The organism is Streptomyces sp. NPDC050560 (assembly GCF_044457285.1).
Classification (GTDB): domain Bacteria; phylum Actinomycetota; class Actinomycetes; order Streptomycetales; family Streptomycetaceae; genus Streptomyces.
In genome coordinates this window covers 403145-422019 of record NZ_JBITGT010000003.1, presented here as the reverse complement: position 1 = coordinate 422019, position 18875 = coordinate 403145, and the positions used below count along the sequence as shown (strand labels likewise).

The window sequence follows — 18875 nt, the reverse complement described above, 5'->3', positions numbered from 1 at the left end:
GCGAAAAGCGAAGGAGAGGAGAGCGGCGATGGACCTGGACTGGAACGCGCTCGGCGAGGTGGCCGGGGTGAGCGTCGGTGTCACGGTGGCCGTGGTGGTGGTCTTCGCGCTGGGGGTACGGGCGCTGGCCGGCACGGGCGCGGACGACCCGGAGCCCGGTGGCTCCGCGGGCGGTTTCGCGGAGGGCGCGGGCGCGGGTGCGCGCGTGGTGGCGGGGCTGTGCTTCCTGGCGTGCGCGGCCGTGGTGGCGTACGGGATCTATCTGATCGTCCCGCAGTTCCACTGACCGCAGTTCCACCGACGCGGGCGCGGGGCTCCGGGCCGCGCACTCGTGGCGGCGGTCCCGTAGCTGCACCGCAGAACAACCGAATACATCGGACCACAGGGCCGTCGGGGCTTTCCCGGCGGCCCTCGTCCGTGGCGGGGCATCGGGCATGGCGGGGCGTCAGAAGCCCCCGCTGTCCGCCCTCTTGACCCGCCCTAAACCTCCGATGTTAACTGCCTGTTGCTCCACCCTGCGTATGTCATGCGCATGCTCATCCCCCGCAGTCCCCCGACCCGGGAGAGATCTCCGTGAGAGCCCCCACGTTCCGCGTTCCCAGATTCGCCGCGGCGCTGGCCGCCGTCGTCTGCGTGGCGGGAGGTCTCGGCGCCGCGCCCGCGTCGGCCGCGCCGCCGGAGGTCGCCTCCGCCACCGACGCCGCCTTCGACACGTCGGGCGGCGCCCTCGACGTCGACCGGGGCGCCTACCTGTCCCAGCACGACATCGTCTACAACCGCCAGAACACCGACCCCAAGGACGCGCTGACCGTGGGCAACGGCCGCACGGGGGCGATGGTCTGGCAGGACGACGGGCTGATGATGCAGGTCGGCGGGGTGGACAACGCCCAGCAGAGCGCGTTCGGCGCGGGCAACGTCAAGCTGTCCACCACGCCCGCCCTCGACGACGGCGCCTCCGGCTACCAGCAGCGGCTCTCCCTGTACGACGGCACCCTCACCACCCGCTACGCCGACGACCGCACCGTCACCGTGATGGGCGCCCCCGACTCGGAGGTCATGGGCATCCACGTCGAGGACGGCCGCGACGACGTCTCCGCGGTCTCGCTCGACCTGAGCCTGTGGGACCTCGGCGGCCTCGGCAACAGCGGCGACGTGCCGGACCTGGACACCTGGAAGGACGTCAGGACGTTCGCCGACTCCGGCGCCGCGGGCCTCAGCCGGGGCCAGGACGACCCCCAGGGCTTCGGCTACACGCTCGCCGCCACCGTCGAGGGCGCGCCGTTCTCCACCGAGGTCGTCGACGGCAGCCGGGTGCGGCTGACCGTCGACCCGTCCGACAGCTACACGATCTGGTTCACGTCCAGCAGCCGCAAGGGCGCCCCGGGAGGGGACTCGGTGGCACGGGCGAGGCAGGAGCTCCAGCAGACCTCCGCCACCGGCTACGACAGCACCCTGGGCGCGTTCCGCGACTGGTGGCACGCGTTCTGGCAGAAGTCGTTCGTGCAGTACTCCGACGACTCGGGGCAGGCCGGTTACCTGGAGAACGTGTACTACCTGAGCACCTACATGATCGCCGCGGGCGGCTACGGCGACTACCCCTTCCACTTCATCAACGGCGTCTTCCGCTCCACCGGGGACGACACCAAGTGGAGCAACGCGTACTGGTACTGGAACCAGCGCGACGTCTACAACTCGTTCCTCGCCTCGGGCCACGCCGACCTCATGAACGGCTTCAACCGGCTCTACAGCCGCAACTTCGACGCGCTGAAGTCGTACACCAAGACGCGGTACGGCGTGGACGGCATCTGGGTGCCGGAGACCATGGGGTGGGACGGCAACGCCAGGGGCACCGTCGACAGCGACTTCACCCAGGACATCTGGTCGACGGGCGCCGAGGCCGCGTACAACATGTACCTCCAGTACCGGTACACCGACGACACCGGCTACCTGCGGGACACCGCGTACCCGTTCCTGCGCGAGGTCGTGAAGTTCTACCAGGGGATGCTCTCGTACGACCAGGGCAGGAACGAGTACTACGTGGCGAGCAGCAACTCCCACGAGACGTACTGGGACGTGCCCAACGCGATCACCGACCTGGCGGCGGTGCGCAACGTGTTCCCGATCGCCATCGAGGTGTCCGAGCAGCTCGGCCAGGACGCCGGGCTGCGGCCGCAGTGGCAGAACATCCTCGACCATCTGATCGCGTACCCGCAGGACGACGACGTCTACCTGCCGCACACCCCGCCCGTCTCCCAGACCCGCAACAACGAGAACGTGGCCTCCGAGCTGGTCTGGCCCTACGACAGGACCGGAATCGGCCACCCCGACCAGCGGAAGGCGGTCGACACCTGGCGGGCCAGGCCCTTCCCGTACGGCAACGTCTGGGCCAACGACGCGGTGCAGGCGGCCAGGCTCGGCCTCGGCGACGACGCCTTCTCCGGCATGAAGACGATGTTGCAGAAGTACCAGAACTACCCGAACGGCATGACCAGCAACACCAACGGCGTCTTCGAGTACCTGGGCGTGCACCTGGCCGCCATGAACGAGTCGCTGATGCAGTCCTACGACGGCAGAATCCGGGTCTTCCCCGCGATCCCCGACAGGGCGGGCTTCACGGGGAAGTTCACCCTGCTCGCGGAGGGCGGCTTCCAGGTCAGCTCCGAGCGGGAGGCGGGCGACACCAAGTACGTCGGCATCAAGAGCCTGTACGGCAACACCACCCGGGTGGTGAACCCCTGGGGCGACCAGCAGCTCAGGGTCCGCAGGGCGTCCGACAACGCCGAGGTGCTGACCACCTCGGACGGCGAGTTCACCCTCGACACCGACCCGAACACCGTCTACCTCGTGGAGCGGGTGGCCAAGCCGTTCTCCGACTACACCCACACCACCCTGACCGGTTCCGCCAACCAGGGCGCCAAGTCCCTCGAAGGCACCGACTCCACGCTCGGCATGGGCTAGGCACCGCGGGACACCCCTCAGGGGCGGCGGACACGCCTCGGGCGGCGGACGGGCACCCCCCGTCCGCCGTCCGAGGCGTCCCGGCGGCGGTCAGTGCGCGGTCCAGCCGCCGTCCATCACCAGTGAGGCGCCGGTGACGAAGGACGCGGCGGGCGAGCAGAGGTATGCCACCGCCTCGGCCACCTCGGCGGGCTCCACCAGGCGCTTCACGGCGCTGTCCGTGAGCAGCACCTCGGACAGCACCCGGTCCTCCGGGATGCCGTGCGCCCTCGCCTGGTCGGCGATCTGCCGCTCCACCAGCGGGGTGCGCACATAGCCGGGGTTCACGCAGTTGGACGTCACGCCCCGCCCCGCGCCCTCCAGCGCCGCCGTCTTGGAGAGCCCTTCGAGCCCGTGCTTGGCGGCGACGTACGCGGACTTGAACACGGAGGCGCGCAGCCCGTGCACCGACGAGACGTTGACGATACGGCCCCACTCCCCCGCGTACATGTGCGGCAGGGCGCCCCTGATGAGCCGGAAGGGCGCCTCCAGCATCACCGTGAGCACGGTGTGGAAGACGTCGGGCGGGAACTCCTCGATGGGGCGCACCAGTTGGATGCCCGCGTTGTTGACGAGGATGTCGCTGCCGGGCGCCACCGCCTCGGCGGCGTCCAGGTCGGTGAGGTCGAGCACGACCTTCTCGATGCCGCCCGGCAGCCCCGCGCCGTCGGCCGCGAGGGCGCGCAGCCCCGGCTCGTCCCGGTCCACGGCCCTGACCCGGGCCCCGGCGGCGGCGAGCCGCAGCGCGCAGGCCCTGCCGATACCGCCGGCGGCCCCGGTCACCAGCGCGGTGCGCCCTTCGAGGTCCGAGGCGCCGATGGGGGCGGCGGAGGCGATGGAGGCGGGTCTGCCGGGTGTGGCGGGCGGCTGCGGTGTGGTCATGGGGCGACTCTAGGACGCCGGGGTGCGGCGCGGCAGAGGGACGAGGGAGCGGCGGTGGGAGCGGGGCGGTGGGGCGCCGGAGGGGGGAGCGTGCGGCGCCGGGTGCGCGCGGGGGGCCCGGTTAGGATCTTCGTATGGCGACACCGGACTTCATTCGCGCCCTCCGTGCCTCGGCGGGACACCAACTGCTGTTCCTGCCCGGGGTGAGCGCCGTCGTGTTCGACGAGGCGGGCCGGGTGCTGCTGGTACGGCGCGCCGACAACGGCGAGTGGACCCTCGTGGGCGGCATCCCCGAGCCGGGCGAGCAGCCCGCCACGACCGCCGTGCGCGAGGTGCACGAGGAGACCGGGGTGCGGTGTGTGCCGGAGCGCGTGGTGCTGGTGAAGACCCTGAAGCCGACGGAGTACCCCAACGGGGACCGGTGCCAGTTCATGGACATCACCTTCCGCTGCCGTGCGACGGGCGGCGAGGCCCGGGTCAACGACGACGAGTCGACGGAGGTGGGCTGGTTCGCGCTCGACGCGCTGCCGCCGCTGGGCGACTTCTGCCACTTCCGGCTGGAGCGGGCCCTGGCCGCCGAGCCCACCTGGTTCGACCCCGACGTGCCCGACCCGAGCCTGCTCTGACGCCCCGGCCGGGCCTCCGCCCGCGGCTCAGGCGCGCCGGGCGCGTACCGCCGCGGTGACGCCCCAGCCGAGGCCGCCGACGGCGAGGGCGACGAGGAACCACTCGGGCCCCGTGCCCATCCGGGTGGCGGGGGTCAGCGAGGAGCGCAGCGGCACCTTCTCCACCAGCGAGGCGGGCGTGAACATGCCGGTCTTGGCGACGAGCCGCCCGTCCGGCCTGATCACGGCGCTGACACCGCTGGTCACGGGGACGGTGACGGCGCGGCTGTGCTCGACGGCGCGCACCCGGGACATGGCGAGTTGCTGGTAGGTCATCTCGCTGCGGTCGAAGGTGGCGTTGTTGCTCGGCACCGAGATCATCTGGGCGCCGTCGGTGACGGTGTCCCGCACCGCCCAGTCGAACGCGGCCTCGTAGCAGGTGGCGAGGCCGACCTTGGCGCCGTCCATGGTGAAGACGCCGGGCTTCGTGCCGCGGGAGAAGTCCTGGGCGACCATGTCGACGGTGCTGGTGAACTTCTCGGCGAGCGAGCGCAGCGGGATGTACTCGCCGAAGGGCTGGATCTGCCGCTTGTCGTAGGTGTCGACGGGGCCCTTGGCGGGGTCCCAGAGGATCTGCTCGTTGTAGAGGCGCCCGTCGTTTTTCACGACCACGCCGCCGACGGACAGCGGCGCCCCGACCGCGCGCACCGCCTTCTCGATCCCGGCGCGCGCGTCGGGGTCGGTGAAGGGGTCGACGTCGGAGGCGTTCTCCGGCCACAGCACCAGGTCGGGGCGGGCCACCTCGCCCCTGCGCACCCGGTCGGCGAGGCGCAGGGTCTCCTTGACGTGGTAGTCGAGCACGGCGCGCCGCTGGGCGTTGAAGCCGAGCCCGGCGCGCGGCACGTTGCCCTGGATCACGGCGACGGTCCTGGTGCCGTCCTCCGCGGCGTCGCTGACCAGGGAGCGGGACGCGAGCGCCGCCACCAGCGGCACGGCGATCGCCAGGGCCGCGGTCAGCGCGGCGGCCCGCGGTACGGTGCGGCGCGGGGGCACCCCGGGAGCCTCCCCCGTCTCGTTCCCCTCCGCCGTATCCCCCGTAGCTCCCGTATCCCCCGCCTCTCCCGACTCCGCTGTCTCAGCGGCGTCGGCGGTCCCGTTGCGCCAGGGCAGGGGGCGGCCCGTGCGGCGTGGAACAACGACAAGGAAGAGGCGTACGGCCTCGTAAAGGCCGAAGCCGCACAGGACCACGGCGAAGCCGAGGACGGGGGTGCCGCCGAGCGCGGCGAGCGGCAGGAACACCCCGTCCGCCTGCCCGAACGCGATCTTGCCCCAGGGGAAGCCGCCGAACGGCACCCGGGCGCGCAGCGCCTCCCCCGCGGTCCACAGCGCCGCGGCCCACAGCGGCCACCCGGGCAGCCGGGACACCACGGCGGCGCACGCCCCCACCAGCGCGACGAACAGCGCCTCCACGGCGACGAGCGCGAGCCAGGGGCCCGAGCCCACCTCGACCCCCGTCCACACCAGCAGCGGCAGCAGGAAGCCGAGCCCGAAGAGGTAGCCGAGCCCGGCGCCCGCCTTCCAGCTCCTGCCGCGCAGGCTCCAGCCGAGCCCGGCGAAGGCAGGCAGGGCGAGCCACCACAGGGTGCGGGGCGGGAAGCTGACGTAGAGCAGCAGCCCGCTCGCCGCGGCGACGGCGGCGGGCAGGAGCCGGGCCGGGACGCGGCGCCGACGACGTGCGGTGGGAGGTCCCATGGCCGGTGGTGGCTCTTCCAGGGAGGTCGCGGTGGCGGTCACCCGGGTGAGTGTACGGCGCGCCCTCCTGGAGCAGCCGCCACCGGCCTGCGGTCAGCCGCGGTCGGCGCCCGGCCCCGGGCGGTGCGGCGTCACCGGGTGCACTCTTTATGACCTTTTCCGCCACAACCCATCCACAGTACGGCTCCGAGCCGTTACGGTGTGCGCAGTCTCCGTCGGGGGTCAGGGGGCCCGGTGTGCGGTGGGGGCCGTCCGCCCCGGCGAGGACCGGGGAGGCGACGGGTGGGGCATGGGGGATGGTGCCGGTGGCGGAAGAACCGGTGGGGTACACACGCGACGGCGCCGCCGCGGCCGGTGTGGCGGTGCTCGGCGCCTGCGCGGTCTGGGCGCTGGTGACGGCCGCCGCGGACGACGGCAGGCCCGAGGGTGTGCTGCTCGCGGTCCTCGCGGTCGCGGCGGGCTACGCGGCGGGGCGGATCGGCGGCGCGGTGCTGCCGGTGGGCGCCCCCGCGGCGGGCGCGGTGGCAGGCGTCGGTCTTGTGGTGCTGACACCGCACGCGGCGCGGGTGCCGGACGCGACGTCGCCGCTCGGGGACACGGCGGGCACGGCGGGGGTGCTGGCGCTGGCGGCAGGGGCCGCGTGCTGTGCCGCGTGGGCGGCGCGGCGGCCGCGGACGCGGGTGCTGCTGCGGGTGCTCGCGCTGGCGGTGGTGGGCCTGGCGGCGGCGCTCGGTTCCTTCGCGGGGCTTGTGGCGTCTGCGGTGGTGGTGCTCGCGTCGCTCGCGGCGCCCCGGATGAGCAGGCGCTCAGGTCTTGTGGGTCTGGGGGTCGCGGCGCTCCTGGCGGGCGCCGGGGTGTGGGCGGTGGCGGGCGGAGTGCTGCCGGCGGGGCCCGCGGCCTCGGCGGCGGGGGCGCTCGGCTCGCACCGGGTGGCGCTGTGGCACGACGCGCTGGGCCTGGCGGGTGAGCACCCGGGGCTCGGCGCCGGGCCCGGCAGGTTCGGGGAGGTGTCCTCGGTGCCGGTGGGGACGCTGCCGGGGGACGGCAGGCCGCACTCGGCGCTGCTCCAGCAGGCGGTGGAGCAGGGGGTGGTGGGGGTGCTGCTGCTCGGGGCCGGGTTCTGCTGGCTGCTGTTGGCGCTGGGGAGGTCGGCGCGGCCCGCGCCGCTGGTGCTGACGGCGGGCGCGGCGCTGACGGCGCTCGCGGTGCTGGCGATGGGCGGGAACGCGCTCAGCTTCACCACGGTGACGGCGGGCGCGGGGCTGCTCGCGGGCATCGCGACCGCGCGGCCGCTGGGCGGCGCGGCCCCGGCGGGCGGTGCGGCCTGCCCGGGGGACGTGCCCGCGGCGCGCTGAGGCCGGGCGGTGGTCCAGGAGTCCTGAGACTGGCGGCCGGGCGGCGTGGGTCAGAGGGTGGCGGTGGGCTCGTCGGGGCGGCAGCGGTTGCGGATGAAGCGCACGGCGGCCTCGGCGTTGTCGACGGTGACCGTGAAGCGGTGGCCGTCGCCGAGGTAGAGCACCAGGCCCTCGCCGCGCCGTACCACGACGGCGGTGCCCTTGCCGGGGCGCCAGCGGTAGCCCCAGCCGCCCCACTGGCGTGGGGTGACCCGGGGGGCGAAGTCGGCGTCGACGACATGGGCGAGCAGGATGCGGCGGCGCGGCACTCCGATGTGTCCGCAGCGGACCTCGACGTAGTCCCGGTCGAGCTTCACGGCCACGTGGACGAACGCGAGGGTGCCGAAGAGCATCAGCAGTCCGACGGCGATACAGCCGACGACGGCCATCACCAGGGCCAGGATGTGGTTGGCCCACGAGGAGTCCACGGCCAGCTCGATGCCCAGGGCGAGACAGGCCGCCCCGGCGGCCGCGAGCACCCACTGCACGCGGTTCGTCGCCCGGCCGTTCCAGGTCTCGGGCAGGGGCTCGGCGGGGCCGGTCCTGCCGGGGAGATGGCGCCTCATGCACCCGAGGGTACCCATCTTCGGGAGCGATGGCACCGGGTCACACACGGCGGGGCCCCCGTGCGCGCCTCACACCCCCGCGCCCGGGGGGCCGTTGCACACCGCGCGAGCGCGTCGCACGCGGGCCGCCGGGGTCACCCGCCCGGGGGACACGGGCTCAGCGCGCGGGGCTGACGGCGGCGAGCAGCCGCCCCTCGGGGTACGCGAGCGCCTCCGCCGCGAGCGTGGCCTCCGTGCCGCCGTGCAGCACCGTGAGGCGGCCGCGGGCGGGCGCCTGCGGCGCGGGCTGCTCGCCGCAGCGGCGCAGCGCCTGGGCGGCGACCGCGCCCGCCGAGCCGTGCAGCACCAGCGGGGGCGTGCCGGTGGGGCGGACGGCGGCCCTGATGCGCTCGGCGACGAGTTCGTAGTGGGTGCAGCCGAGGACCACGGCGGTGGTGTCGGCGGGGGTGCGCGCGGCGGCCGCGACGATGGCGGCACCGGCCGCCTCCGCGTCGGTGTGCTCGACGGCGTCGGCGAGCCCGGGGCAGGGCACCTCGGTCACCGGGACCCCGGCGGCGTGCTCCTCGATGAGGCGGCGCTGGTAGGGGCTGCCGGTGGTGGCGGGGGTGGCCCAGATGGCGATGCGGCCGCCGCCCGCCGCCGCGGGCTTCACCGCGGGCACCGTGCCGACGACGGGGATGCCGGGTTCGAAGCGGGCGCGCAGCGCGGGCAGGGCGTGCACGGTCGCGGTGTTGCAGGCGACGATCAGCACGTCGGGGGCGAGGGCGGCGGCGGCCTCGGCGACGGCGAGCGCCCGCCGGGTGAGGTCCTCGGGGGTGCGCGGGCCCCAGGGCATGCCCTCGGGGTCCCCGGAGAGGACGAGATCGGCGTCGGGGCGGAGCCGGCGTACGGCCGCGGCGGCGGCGAGCAGCCCGATCCCGGAGTCCATGAGTGCGATCTTCACGGCCCCCAGCGTAGCCACCGGGCCCACCCCGGGCACCGCCCGCCGCCGCGCACGCCCGAACTCCTCGTGTACGGCCGCGCGTGGCGGGGCGTCCCGTGAAGCGGCGGGCGGCGGTACGGCAGACTGCGGGGCGTGAGTCCCCTGACGCTGATCTGTCTCGTTTCCCTCGCGGCCTGGGTGTGGCTGCTGCTCGCCCAGGGCTTCTTCTGGCGCACCGACGTACGGCTGCCGCCCCGCGCGGCGCCCGCGCGGTGGCCGTCGGTGTGCGTGGTCGTCCCGGCGCGGGACGAGGCGGAGGTGCTGCCGCTGAGCCTGCCGTCGCTGCTGGCGCAGGACTATCCGGGGCAGGCCGAGATCTTCCTGGTGGACGACGGCAGTTCGGACGGCACGGGCGACCTGGCAAGAGAGCTGGCGGCGCGTCCTGGGAGCCTGCCGCTGACGGTGTCGTCGCCCGGCGAGCCGCCCGCCGGGTGGACGGGCAAGCTGTGGGCGGTCCGCCAGGGCATCGAGCTGGCGCGGCAGCGGCGGCCCGGGTACCTGCTGCTGACCGACGCGGACATCGCCCATGACCGTGACAGCCTGCGGGAGTTGGTGGCGGCGGCCGAGTCCACCGGGTACGACGTGGTGTCGCTGATGGCGCGGCTGCGGGTGGCGAGCTGCTGGGAGCGGCTCGTGGTGCCCGCGTTCGTGTACTTCTTCGCGCAGCTCTACCCGTTCCGCCGGATCGGGCGTGCCGGGTCGAGGACGGCAGCGGCGGCGGGCGGCTGTGTGCTGCTGCGGACGTCGATGGCCGAGCGGGCCCGGCTGCCCGAGTCGATCAGGCAGGCGGTGATCGACGACGTGTCGCTCGCGCGGGCGGTGAAGGCCGCGGGCGGCAGGGTGTGGCTCGGGCTCGCGGAGCGGGTGGACAGCGTCCGGCCCTATCCGCGGCTGCACGACCTGTGGCGGATGGTGTCGCGCAGCGCGTACGCCCAGCTCAGGCACCATCCGCTGCTTCTGCTTGGCACGGTGGCGGGCCTGGCGCTCGTGTACCTGGTGCCGCCCGCGGGCGTGGTGGCGGGGCTCGCGGCGGGCGACCCGGCGGCGGCGGCCCTGGCGGGGGCGGCGTGGCTGGTCATGGCGGGCACCTTCGTGCCGATGCAGCGCTACTACCGGCTGCCGCCGTGGCTCGCGCCGCTGCTGCCGTTCACGGCGCTGCTGTACCTGCTGATGACGGTGGACTCCGCGGTGCAGCACTACCGGGGCCGCGGCGCGGCCTGGAAGGGGCGGACCTACGCGCGCCCGGACGCGGACGCCGGAGGCACACAGCACGCGAGGGACACGGCGGCCGCCGGAAACACGGCGGGCACAGAGGACGCGGCGGGCGCGGGGACGGCGGGGCCCGGCGCGTCCTGAGCGCGCGGTCACTTGCGGCCCGGTGTCCAGTTCATGCCCCAGCCGTACTCGCGGTCGACGGTGCGCTGGGGGCTGACGCCGCGCTGCGGCACCAGATAGCGCGCCTCGCGGTGGACCACCAGGTCGTCGCCCTCGTTGGTGAGGAGTGCGAGCGCGCACACGGTGGACGGCACGGTGCACTCGTCGAGGCTGAACTCCACGGGCGCGCCGTGCTGGGGCCGCAGGGTGACGGTGGCGTGCAGGTCGGCGAAGGAGCGCGCGCCCTCGTAGATGGTGACGAAGACGAGGACACGGCGCAGCTTGTCGCGATGGTCGAGGCTGATGGTGAGGTTCTCGCCGCTCTGCACCGCGCCGGTCCTGTCGTCGCCGTCGAGGTGGATGTACGGGGCGCGGTCGAGGGCGCCGAAGGCGTTGCCGAGCGCCTGGACGACGCCCTTGCGGCCGTCTGCCAGCTCGTAGAGCGCGCAGAGGTCGAGATCGAGGTCGGAGTGGGCGGCGACGGCCTTGCCCAGCTTGGAGGCCCAGCCCTTGAACTGCCTGTGCACCTCCCAGTTGAGGTTGACGTCGAGGGTGCCCGAGGTGCCGCCCTGCTTGGTGAGGGAGACCGTGGGCGCCTGCTTGGTGAGCGTCACCTTCGTCAGCCGTACCGGCGCGGGCGCGGCGGGCGGCGCGGGGGGCGCGGGCGGTGCGGAGGGGGGCGGCGGTGCGGCGGCAGCCGGAGGCGCGGGCGGCACGGCGGGAGCAGGCGGAGCCGGAGCGGCGGCGGGCGGGGCGACCGCGGCGGGGGCGGGCTCCTCGACGCTGATGCCGAAGTCCGTTGCCAGGCCCGCGAGTCCCGAGTCGTAGCCCTGGCCGACCGCGCGGAACTTCCAGGCGCCCTGCCTGCGGTACAGCTCGCCGAGCACGAACGCGGTCTCGACGGTGGCGTCGGAGCTGTCGTAGCGGGCGATCTCCCGGCCGTCGGCGGCGTCGGTGACCCGCACGCCCAGCCCCGGCACCTGGCCGAAGGTGCCGCCGTCGGCGGACGCGGCGAGCACCACGCGCTCGACGCCGGCCTCCACCGCGGCGAGGTCGACGTGGAGGGTGTCGGTGGTGCGCCCGGCGTCGGCGCGCTTGCCCTCGTGCCGCACGGCCGAGGAGGCGTGCACCGGCTGGTTGTAGAAGACGAAGTCGGCGTCCGACCTGACCCGGCCCGAGGCCAGGAGCAGGGCGGACGCGTCCACGTCCGGCACACCGGGTCCCGCCGTCCAGGTCAATTCGACACGGACCGCCGGTGCCGGCACCGGAACATTCGAACCTTTGGACATTGACATGTCCGCCCCCATCGCACGGCTCCACTTCGGCCGGTGGCCGAATTTCTTCGTCGTTTCCTCCTGCTCCGGGCTCCAGCCTATTCCCCGACGCCCGCGGGTGCCGCACACGGCGCCGGGGGACGCCTCGGGGCGGGGGCGGTTCACCTCTCAAGTAGCCCTGGCGGAGCCGGTCTTTACACGATCAGCACTTCGCGCGGCGACCGTTTTTCCCATGTTCGCTCGGATTGGGGATCGTAAAGTGACGCGAGCGTGACGAGGTCGCGGTAAAGAACCCTCTAATCGGTCTCCCCAACCAGCACATCGTGGGCTTAACTTATGTCCCATGACCTCCCCCCGCTCCACTTATGGCGGCGGTTACTACTCCGCGCCGTCCTTCCCGGACACTCCGATCTACGACTCCCTGGTCGCAGAGCGGGGCACCCCGCAGATCGCTCCGATCCGCGTCCCTTCCGCTTACGAGACCGGCGGCCACCTCCCGGCCCTGCCCTCGGCCCTCCCCGCGCTGCCCGCCGCGCCGTCCCCGGTGCCGCCGCAGCCGCCGTACGGCTACCAGCAGGCGCCGCCCGTGGCACCGCTCCAGCAGGCCCCGCCCCCGTACATCCCGCAGCAGCCGGTGCCGCCCCGCGGCTACCAGCAGGCGCCGCAGGCCGCCCCGCCCCAGCAGCCGTGGCCGCAGCAGCAGCGCCCCCCGCAGCCGCGGCCCGCGATGGCGACCGGGTACGAGGCGATGCGCCCCGCCGCCCCGAGGCCCCCGGCCCCGCAGGCGTACGAGGACCCGTACAACCGCCCCTACCGCGGCTACTGACCGCGGCCACCGGGAGCGGTCGCACCACGCGGCGGCCGCCTCCCCGGTGAGCGCGCCCACGCGGCTCCGGCGCCGCCGCCCCGCCCCCGCCCCGCTGACACCGCGGGGCCGTGAGGCCCGTGCGCCGCGCCGCCCCCGCCGCGCCCCTTGACGGTCCTTCCTGCTTTCCCGTCGGTTCTGCTGGTTCCGGTGCCGACCGCCGCCGCGCGCACGCCGGGCGGGAGGTCACGGCTGTCCGCACCGGATCAGGCAGGGCGGACTCGCCCGCACCACGCCCCCTTCTTCCTCTCTTCGAACCCCCTCCCCTCCCCCGCCGGTGTGCCGTGTGTCACCGCATGGATGTGTGCCGCCCGGGAACCCGCAGGACCGGCAAGGCCGTTCACCGAGTGCGGTGGAAAACGGTCCGGCGCTCCCGGGTGCCACGAGGGGCCGGGCCCGTGGGGCTCCGCCGCGCGGTCTGTCCGTCGGGGGAGGATGGTGAGGGGGTGCGGGCGGTGCGAGTGATCGCCGGTATCAGGCGCTGGCGGCACAATCCGCTGTGCCGTCCCACGGATCTGCTGGAAGCCTGGCTGATGCTGGTCACCCTGCTTGCGGCCGTGCTCGCGGCGCCCGCCGCCGGGGTGGTCACCGGCCTGGTGTCCGACCGCGCCTTCCAGCGCACGGTGGTCCAGCAGCAGCGCCAGCGGCACCCGGTGCGTGCCGTGGTGGTGCGCCCGGAGCGCAGGCAGCCCGCGGTGGCCGACCCGGAGGCGCCCTCGCTGCGCGACCCCGGCGGGCGGGTGCTCGCCGCGTGGAAGTCCGCGGACGGCGGCAAGCACCGCGCCCGGGTCCCGGCCGACGTGCGCGATCCCCGCCCGGGCGACGCGATGACACTCTGGACCGACGACGCGAACCGCGTCATCCCCCGCCCCCTGACCCCCGCGACCGCCTCGGCGCACGCCGCCCTCACCGGCCTCGGCGCGGCCCTCACCGCCGTGGCCCTCGTGGAGGGCGTACGCCGCCTGCTGCTGTGGCGCATCATGCGCCGCAGGTACGCGCGTTGGGACCGCGCCTGGCAGCAGGCCGGGCCCGACTGGGGCAAGACAGGCACCGGCATCTGACCGGCCAGGCTCCGCGCCAACTCTCCCGCCCCGTACGCGCTACGGTGGACCGGCCGGGCTCCCCGGCATCCTTCCGGCACGCTTCGCGGCACCCGCGAAACCACACAGGTGGGGGACAGAGCACCACATGGCACAGGGCACGGTCCAGGTGACGCACACCGGCACATCGCGGTGGCGGCGCCGCACGGGCGAGTACGCGTCTCTCACCGCCGCGCTCCAGGTCGCGGCCGACGGTGACGTGCTGACCGTCGCCCCCGGCACCTACCGTGAGAACCTCGTGGTGCAGCGAGCCGTCACCCTGCGCGGCCCCGAGGGCTCCCCCGGCTCGGTGCGCATCGCGCCCGCCGACGGGGTGCCGCTGACCGTGCGCGCCTCAGCGGTGGTGCGCGACCTCCAGGTGGAGGGCCAGGACGCGGCGGCGCCCGCGCTGCTCGTCGAGGACGGCACCCCGGAGCTGACCGACCTGCGGATCGTGACCCGTTCCGCGACCGGCGTCGAGGTGCGCGGCGGCGCGCGCCCGACGGTGCGCCGCTGCGCCGTGGACAATCCGGCGGGCGTGGGCCTCGCGGTGCTCGACGAGGCGGGCGGGGTGTTCGAGGACTGCGAGGTGGTGGCGGCCGGGCAGGCCGGCCTGGCGGTGCGCGGCGCGGCACGGCCGCGCTTCGAGCGCTGCCGGGTCCACCACGCCTCGGGCGCCGGGCTCACCGTCACCGGCGAGGGCACCGGTGTGGAGGCGTTCGGCTGCGAGGTGTACGAGATCCAGGGCAGCGGGGTGCAGGTGACCTCGGGCGCCTCGGTGCACCTCACCGACTGCGAGGTGCACCGCACCACCGCCGACGGGCTGACCCTCGACACCGACGCGGTGCTCACCCTCGCCGACTGCCGCGTCCACGACGTCCCGGAGAACGCGATCGACCTGCGCTCCCGCTCGGTGCTGACGCTGACCCGCTCCACCGTCCGCCGCTTCGGCCGCAACGGCCTCTCGGTGTGGGACCCGGGCACCCGCGTCGACGCCAACCAGTGCGAGATCCACGACAGTACGGGCGACTACCCGGCGGTGTGGGTCAGCGACGGCGCCACCGCCGTCCTGGAGTCCTGCCGGGTGCACGACGTGCCCGACGCGCTCTTCGTGCTCGACCGGGGCTCGCGCGCCGACGTCGTCGACAGCGACCTGGCGCAGGTGCGCAACACCGCGGTGTCGGTGAGCGACGGCGCCACCGCGCAGCTCGACGACTGCCGCATCAAGGACGCCGCGACCGGCGCCTGGTTCCGCGACCACGGCAGCGGCGGCACCCTCTTCGGCTGCACCGTGGACGGCACCCAGACCGGGGTGATCGTCACCAAGGGCGCCGACCCCACCGTCGACCGGTGCACCGTGACCTCGCCGGCGGAGGCCGGCTTCTATGTGTCGGCGGGCGGCCGCGGCACCTTCACCGGCTGCCGGGTCACCGGCAGCGGCGGCTACGGCTTCCATGTCATAGACGGCTGCCGTACGGCGCTGAAGCGCTGCCGTACGGAGCGGTGTGCCCGCGGGGGCTACGAGTTCGCGGACGCCGCAGGGGCCTCGGGTGCGCAGGGCCCCCAGGTGGAGGACTGCACAAGCGACGAGAGCGGCGAGGTGACGGCGGCGCCCGCGGAGCGGCAGACCCTCGTACAGACCGCCCCCGCCACCGCGGGCCTGCTGAGCGAGGTGCCGTCGCCGAGGACGGGCGAGGAGCCGCCGCCCGCGGCGCGCAGCTCCAAGGACGTCCTCGGCGAACTGGACGCCCTGGTGGGCCTGGAGAGCGTCAAGCGCGAGGTGCGGGCGCTGACCGACATGATCGAGGTGGGCAGGCGGCGCAGGGCGGCCGGGCTCAAGGCCGCCTCGGCCAGGCGCCATCTGGTCTTCACGGGCTCCCCCGGCACCGGCAAGACCACCGTGGCGCGGCTGTACGGGGAGATCCTTGCGGCGCTCGGGGTGCTGGAGAAGGGGCACCTGGTGGAGGTGTCCCGGGTCGACCTGGTCGGCGAGCACATCGGCTCGACGGCGATCCGCACCCAGGAGGCGTTCGAGCGGGCGCGCGGCGGGGTGCTCTTCATCGACGAGGCGTACGCGCTGGCGCCGCACGACTCGGGGCGCGACTTCGGGCGCGAGGCCATCGACACCCTGGTGAAGCTGATGGAGGATCACCGGGAGGCGGTGGTGGTGATCGTCGCCGGCTACACCCAGGAGATGGCGCACTTCCTGTCGGCCAACCCCGGCGTGGCGTCGCGTTTCTCACGCACCATCACCTTCGGCGACTACGCGCCCCCCGAGCTGCTGCGGATCGTGGAGCAGCAGGCGGACGAGCACGAGTACCGGCTCGGGCCCGGCACCGACGAGGCGCTGCTGAAGCACTTCGAGGCGCTGCCGAAGGGCCCGGCGTTCGGCAACGGCCGTGCGGCGCGCGGGACGTTCGAGGCGATGGTGGAGCGGCACGCGGGCCGGGTCGCCCAGCTTCCCGAGCCGACCACGGACGACCTGACCCTGCTCTACCCGGACGACCTGCCGGAACTGCCCTGATCCTGGCCCGTGTCGGGCCCGGCGGCCCCGGTGGGCGCCGCCGTGGGCTCCGCAGTGGACTCCCTGGCGGGCTCCGCGGTGGCTGACTCCACGGCGGCGGTGCCCGCGCTCCCGGCCTCCGCGGGTACGGGGTCGCCGGCCGGTTCGGGGCGCGGCCCCGGGACGGCGGGGCGCAGCCGGGCCAGGAGGTGTTCGCGTTCCACGGCGAAGTCCGGGTCGGCCTGGTAGTCGCCGTGGCCGAGGATCGGCGCGGGCAGCGGGTGTTCAGGGGTGCGGCCGTAGGCGAGCGGGTCCTTCAGGAGCCGGTCCACCTCGGGCCCCGTGACCCTGACGGGCCCCCCGATGGGGTCGGTGGCCCGGTACAGGTTGCGCCAGCAGACCGCCTCGCGGTGCAGCCCTTCGAGGGCCGCGGGGCCGAAGTGGGCGGGGAACCAGCGCCCGTAGAGCCGTTCCAGCGGGCAGCCGTACGTCAGCAGGGCGACCCGGCGGCGGGTCGCGGGGGCGAGCTGCCAGGTCGCGGCGGCGGCGAGGACGCTGCCCTGGGAGTGCCCCGACAGCACGAGGCGGCCGTCGGTGGCCGCGGTCCAGGTGGCCATGCGCCAGGTGAGGTCGGGGACCGCGCGCTCGGCGTAGCAGGGCGGCGCGAAGGGGTGAGCGGCACGCGGCCAGAAGGTGCCGACGTCCCAGAGGATGCCGATGGTGCGGCGTGCGGAGGCGTCGCGGTAGGCGCGGCGGCCCCAGGTGACGAAGAGGATGAAGCCGAGCCCTATCAGCCACGACCCCAGCGCCTGCGAGGACCTGGCGGCCCCCGCCACGAACGCCCAGCCGCCGTCGGTGGCCGCGGTCGGTGTCTCCCCGGTGGCCCAGGCCCCGGCGAGGGCGCCCGCGCCGAACAGCAGGGTCACGGCGGCGATGACGCCGACCGCGGCGGGCGCCGAGTCGGTGAGGGCGGCGCGGGCGCGGGTGGCGGCGATGCGCCTGGTGCGCGCGTCGTCCTGGGGCTCACCCGGGTAGTCGGTGGCCACGGCCGCGAGGCCGCGCCGGGTACGGCGGCCGGTGCGTACGGCGAGGACGGCGACGAGGACCGCCACGATCAGCAGCAGGGGCGGGATGACCGACGCCTGCCAGGTGAGCAGCGCGGGCGGCCCCGCGATGCTGCCCGGGGTGCCGCCGCCGTCCAGCCAGTCCGCGACCCGCTGGGCCACCCCGCCGGTCATCACGCCGCCGAGCGCGCAGGCGAGCAGGGCGACGGCGGGGGCGCCGAGGCCGCGCAGCACGGTGCGGGGGTCGGGCGAGCGGCGGTACAGCAGGTGCGCGACGACGGCGAGCGCGATCACCAGCAGGCCCTGGAGCAGGGCGATGGCGCCGAAGGCGGCGTCGCCCGGCAGCCGTCCCGCGGAGCGCCAGCCGGGGCGCGACCAGCCCGCGTACAGCACGGCGGCGGCGAGCAGGACGACGGCGGCGAGCGGCAGCAGGCGCAGCGCGCCGTCGAGCCGCCGGTCGAGGCGGCGCTCGCTGCGGCCCCTGCGGGAAACCACCCAGACCGCGGCGAGGCCGCCCGCGACGAGCGCGGCCTCCAGCGCCCAGCCGAGCGCCGCGAGCACCGCGGGCCCGCCGGGGGCGCGGTCGTGGCGGGCGGCGGGGGCACAGACGGCGGCGGCGACGGTGAGCAGGCCCGCGGCGGTGTGCGCGGCGCGCAGCCGGGCGACGAAGCGGCGGCCGTACCAGAAGCCGGGGCTTGCGAGGGAGGAGGAGTCGGCGCGGTCCCGCTCGCCGGTCGGCGGCTCCTGCGACTCGTACGCGCTCCAGGTGCGGTGCGCGAGGTACCACAGCAGCGCGGTGAGGGCGGCGGGCACGGCGGCGGCGAGAGCGAGCCTGCGGCCCGGCTGGGACCACCAGCCGCCGCCCGAGGCGTCGGGCGACAGGAAGCGCAGCCAGGACCTGCCGTCGGAGCAGGCGCCGGTGCCCGCGCACTGCCAGGCGAGCAGGTCGAGGGCGACCTCGGTGGCGGCGGCGACGAGCAGCACGGTGAGGGTCAGCCCCGCGAGCCTGACCAGCAGGCCGTGGGCGCGCACGGTGCGGGAGCGGGCGGAGCGGGCCGAGGGGCGCATCCAGTGTGCGAGGTTGACCACCATGAAGGGCAGCAGCAGGAGCCACAGGGCGCGGGAGGCGTTGCCCGACGTCAGGTTGCACCAGACGTACGCCTCGGGGACCGGGCGGTCGAGGTAGTCGCGCGGGCGGCTCTCGGCGTCGACGTCGCACTCGCGCCGGTAGACGGCGGCGGTCTCGTCGCCGGTGACGCGCACCGTGCTCGGGGCGTCCAGCATCTCCTCGGGGGTGGTGCCGCCGACGCCGTGCACCAGGAGTTCGAGCGCGGGCTCCGTGACGGGCGCGGAGGGCTCGGCGGCCCCGGCGGGGTCGGGTGGTGTGGTGCGCTCGGCCGCCGGTCGGGTCGCCTGTTCCACGGTGTGCCTCGCGATCGTGTCCGCCCTGGCTGTCATGTACAGAGGAAGGATTCCGCTCCCCGCGCCTCCCACACCCCTCCTCACGCAATCTCCCCTGTCTGTGTGAGCGGTGGGGG

The 18875-nt window shown here is 75.0% G+C and carries 14 protein-coding genes; 8 read left to right on the top strand and 6 right to left on the bottom strand.

Annotated features, from left to right (window positions below; genetic code table 11):
- Nucleotides 1–28 precede the first annotated feature (28 nt).
- Nucleotides 29–286, top strand: a complete 258-nt coding sequence (locus ACIBIW_RS09310; RefSeq protein ID WP_399333698.1) for a hypothetical protein — start codon at nt 29–31, stop codon at nt 284–286.
- 287 nt (nt 287–573) lie between these two features.
- Entirely contained in the window at nt 574–2958 is a 2385-nt protein-coding gene (locus ACIBIW_RS09305) for a glycosyl hydrolase family 95 catalytic domain-containing protein (protein ID WP_399333695.1), read from the top strand.
- A gap of 90 nt (nt 2959–3048) precedes the next feature.
- Here ACIBIW_RS09305 and ACIBIW_RS09300 read toward each other — a convergent pair whose 3' ends face one another.
- A complete protein-coding gene (locus ACIBIW_RS09300) occupies nt 3049–3879 on the bottom strand; it encodes a 3-hydroxybutyrate dehydrogenase (RefSeq protein ID WP_399333692.1) in 831 nt (276 codons plus the stop codon).
- A 134-nt stretch (nt 3880–4013) separates the two neighbouring features.
- Here ACIBIW_RS09300 and ACIBIW_RS09295 point away from each other — a divergent pair, with 134 nt between their 5' ends.
- Nucleotides 4014–4505: an NUDIX hydrolase gene (locus tag ACIBIW_RS09295; RefSeq protein ID WP_399333690.1), complete on the top strand. Its 492-nt coding sequence runs from the start codon at nt 4014–4016 to the stop codon at nt 4503–4505.
- 27 nt (nt 4506–4532) lie between these two features.
- Here ACIBIW_RS09295 and lnt read toward each other — a convergent pair whose 3' ends face one another.
- Nucleotides 4533–6278 carry an apolipoprotein N-acyltransferase gene (gene lnt / locus ACIBIW_RS09290; RefSeq protein WP_399333688.1) on the bottom strand — a complete coding sequence of 582 codons (1746 nt, stop codon included), beginning with the start codon at nt 6276–6278 and terminating at the stop codon, nt 4533–4535.
- Between the two features lie 278 nt (nt 6279–6556).
- On the opposite strand from lnt, the gene ACIBIW_RS09285 reads away from it, so the two are divergent.
- Nucleotides 6557–7591, top strand: a complete 1035-nt coding sequence (locus tag ACIBIW_RS09285; RefSeq protein ID WP_399333686.1) for an O-antigen ligase family protein — start codon at nt 6557–6559, stop codon at nt 7589–7591.
- Nucleotides 7592–7641: 50 nt separating this feature from the next.
- Here the strand turns inward: ACIBIW_RS09285 and ACIBIW_RS09280 are convergent, their stop codons facing one another.
- Nucleotides 7642–8196 (bottom strand): hypothetical protein, encoded by a 555-nt coding sequence (locus ACIBIW_RS09280; RefSeq protein ID WP_399333684.1) that lies wholly within the window; start codon nt 8194–8196, stop codon nt 7642–7644.
- Between the two features lie 157 nt (nt 8197–8353).
- Nucleotides 8354–9139, bottom strand: a complete 786-nt coding sequence (locus tag ACIBIW_RS09275; protein WP_399333681.1) for a glutamate racemase — start codon at nt 9137–9139, stop codon at nt 8354–8356.
- A 132-nt stretch (nt 9140–9271) separates the two neighbouring features.
- Between ACIBIW_RS09275 and ACIBIW_RS09270 the strand changes: the two genes are divergently transcribed.
- On the top strand, nt 9272–10534 hold the full coding sequence (locus ACIBIW_RS09270) for a glycosyltransferase (protein ID WP_399333679.1): 1263 nt from the start codon (nt 9272–9274) through the stop codon (nt 10532–10534).
- 8 nt (nt 10535–10542) lie between these two features.
- Here the strand turns inward: ACIBIW_RS09270 and ACIBIW_RS09265 are convergent, their stop codons facing one another.
- Entirely contained in the window at nt 10543–11859 is a 1317-nt protein-coding gene (locus ACIBIW_RS09265) for a TerD family protein (protein ID WP_399333677.1), read from the bottom strand.
- 310 nt (nt 11860–12169) lie between these two features.
- Here ACIBIW_RS09265 and ACIBIW_RS09260 point away from each other — a divergent pair, with 310 nt between their 5' ends.
- The 3 genes from ACIBIW_RS09260 (at nt 12170) to ACIBIW_RS09250 (ending at nt 16294) form a co-directional block, all read left to right on the top strand.
- Nucleotides 12170–12652, top strand: a complete 483-nt coding sequence (locus ACIBIW_RS09260; RefSeq protein ID WP_399333675.1) for a DUF6643 family protein — start codon at nt 12170–12172, stop codon at nt 12650–12652.
- 485 nt (nt 12653–13137) lie between these two features.
- Nucleotides 13138–13752 carry a hypothetical protein gene (locus tag ACIBIW_RS09255; protein ID WP_399333673.1) on the top strand — a complete coding sequence of 205 codons (615 nt, stop codon included), beginning with the start codon at nt 13138–13140 and terminating at the stop codon, nt 13750–13752.
- Between the two features lie 127 nt (nt 13753–13879).
- Nucleotides 13880–16294 carry a right-handed parallel beta-helix repeat-containing protein gene (locus ACIBIW_RS09250; protein WP_399333671.1) on the top strand — a complete coding sequence of 805 codons (2415 nt, stop codon included), beginning with the start codon at nt 13880–13882 and terminating at the stop codon, nt 16292–16294.
- Here ACIBIW_RS09250 and ACIBIW_RS09245 read toward each other — a convergent pair.
- Entirely contained in the window at nt 16264–18795 is a 2532-nt protein-coding gene (locus ACIBIW_RS09245) for a hypothetical protein (RefSeq protein ID WP_399333669.1), read from the bottom strand. The two genes, ACIBIW_RS09250 and ACIBIW_RS09245, sit on opposite strands and share 31 nt — an antisense overlap.
- Between the last annotated feature and the right edge of the window lie 80 nt (nt 18796–18875).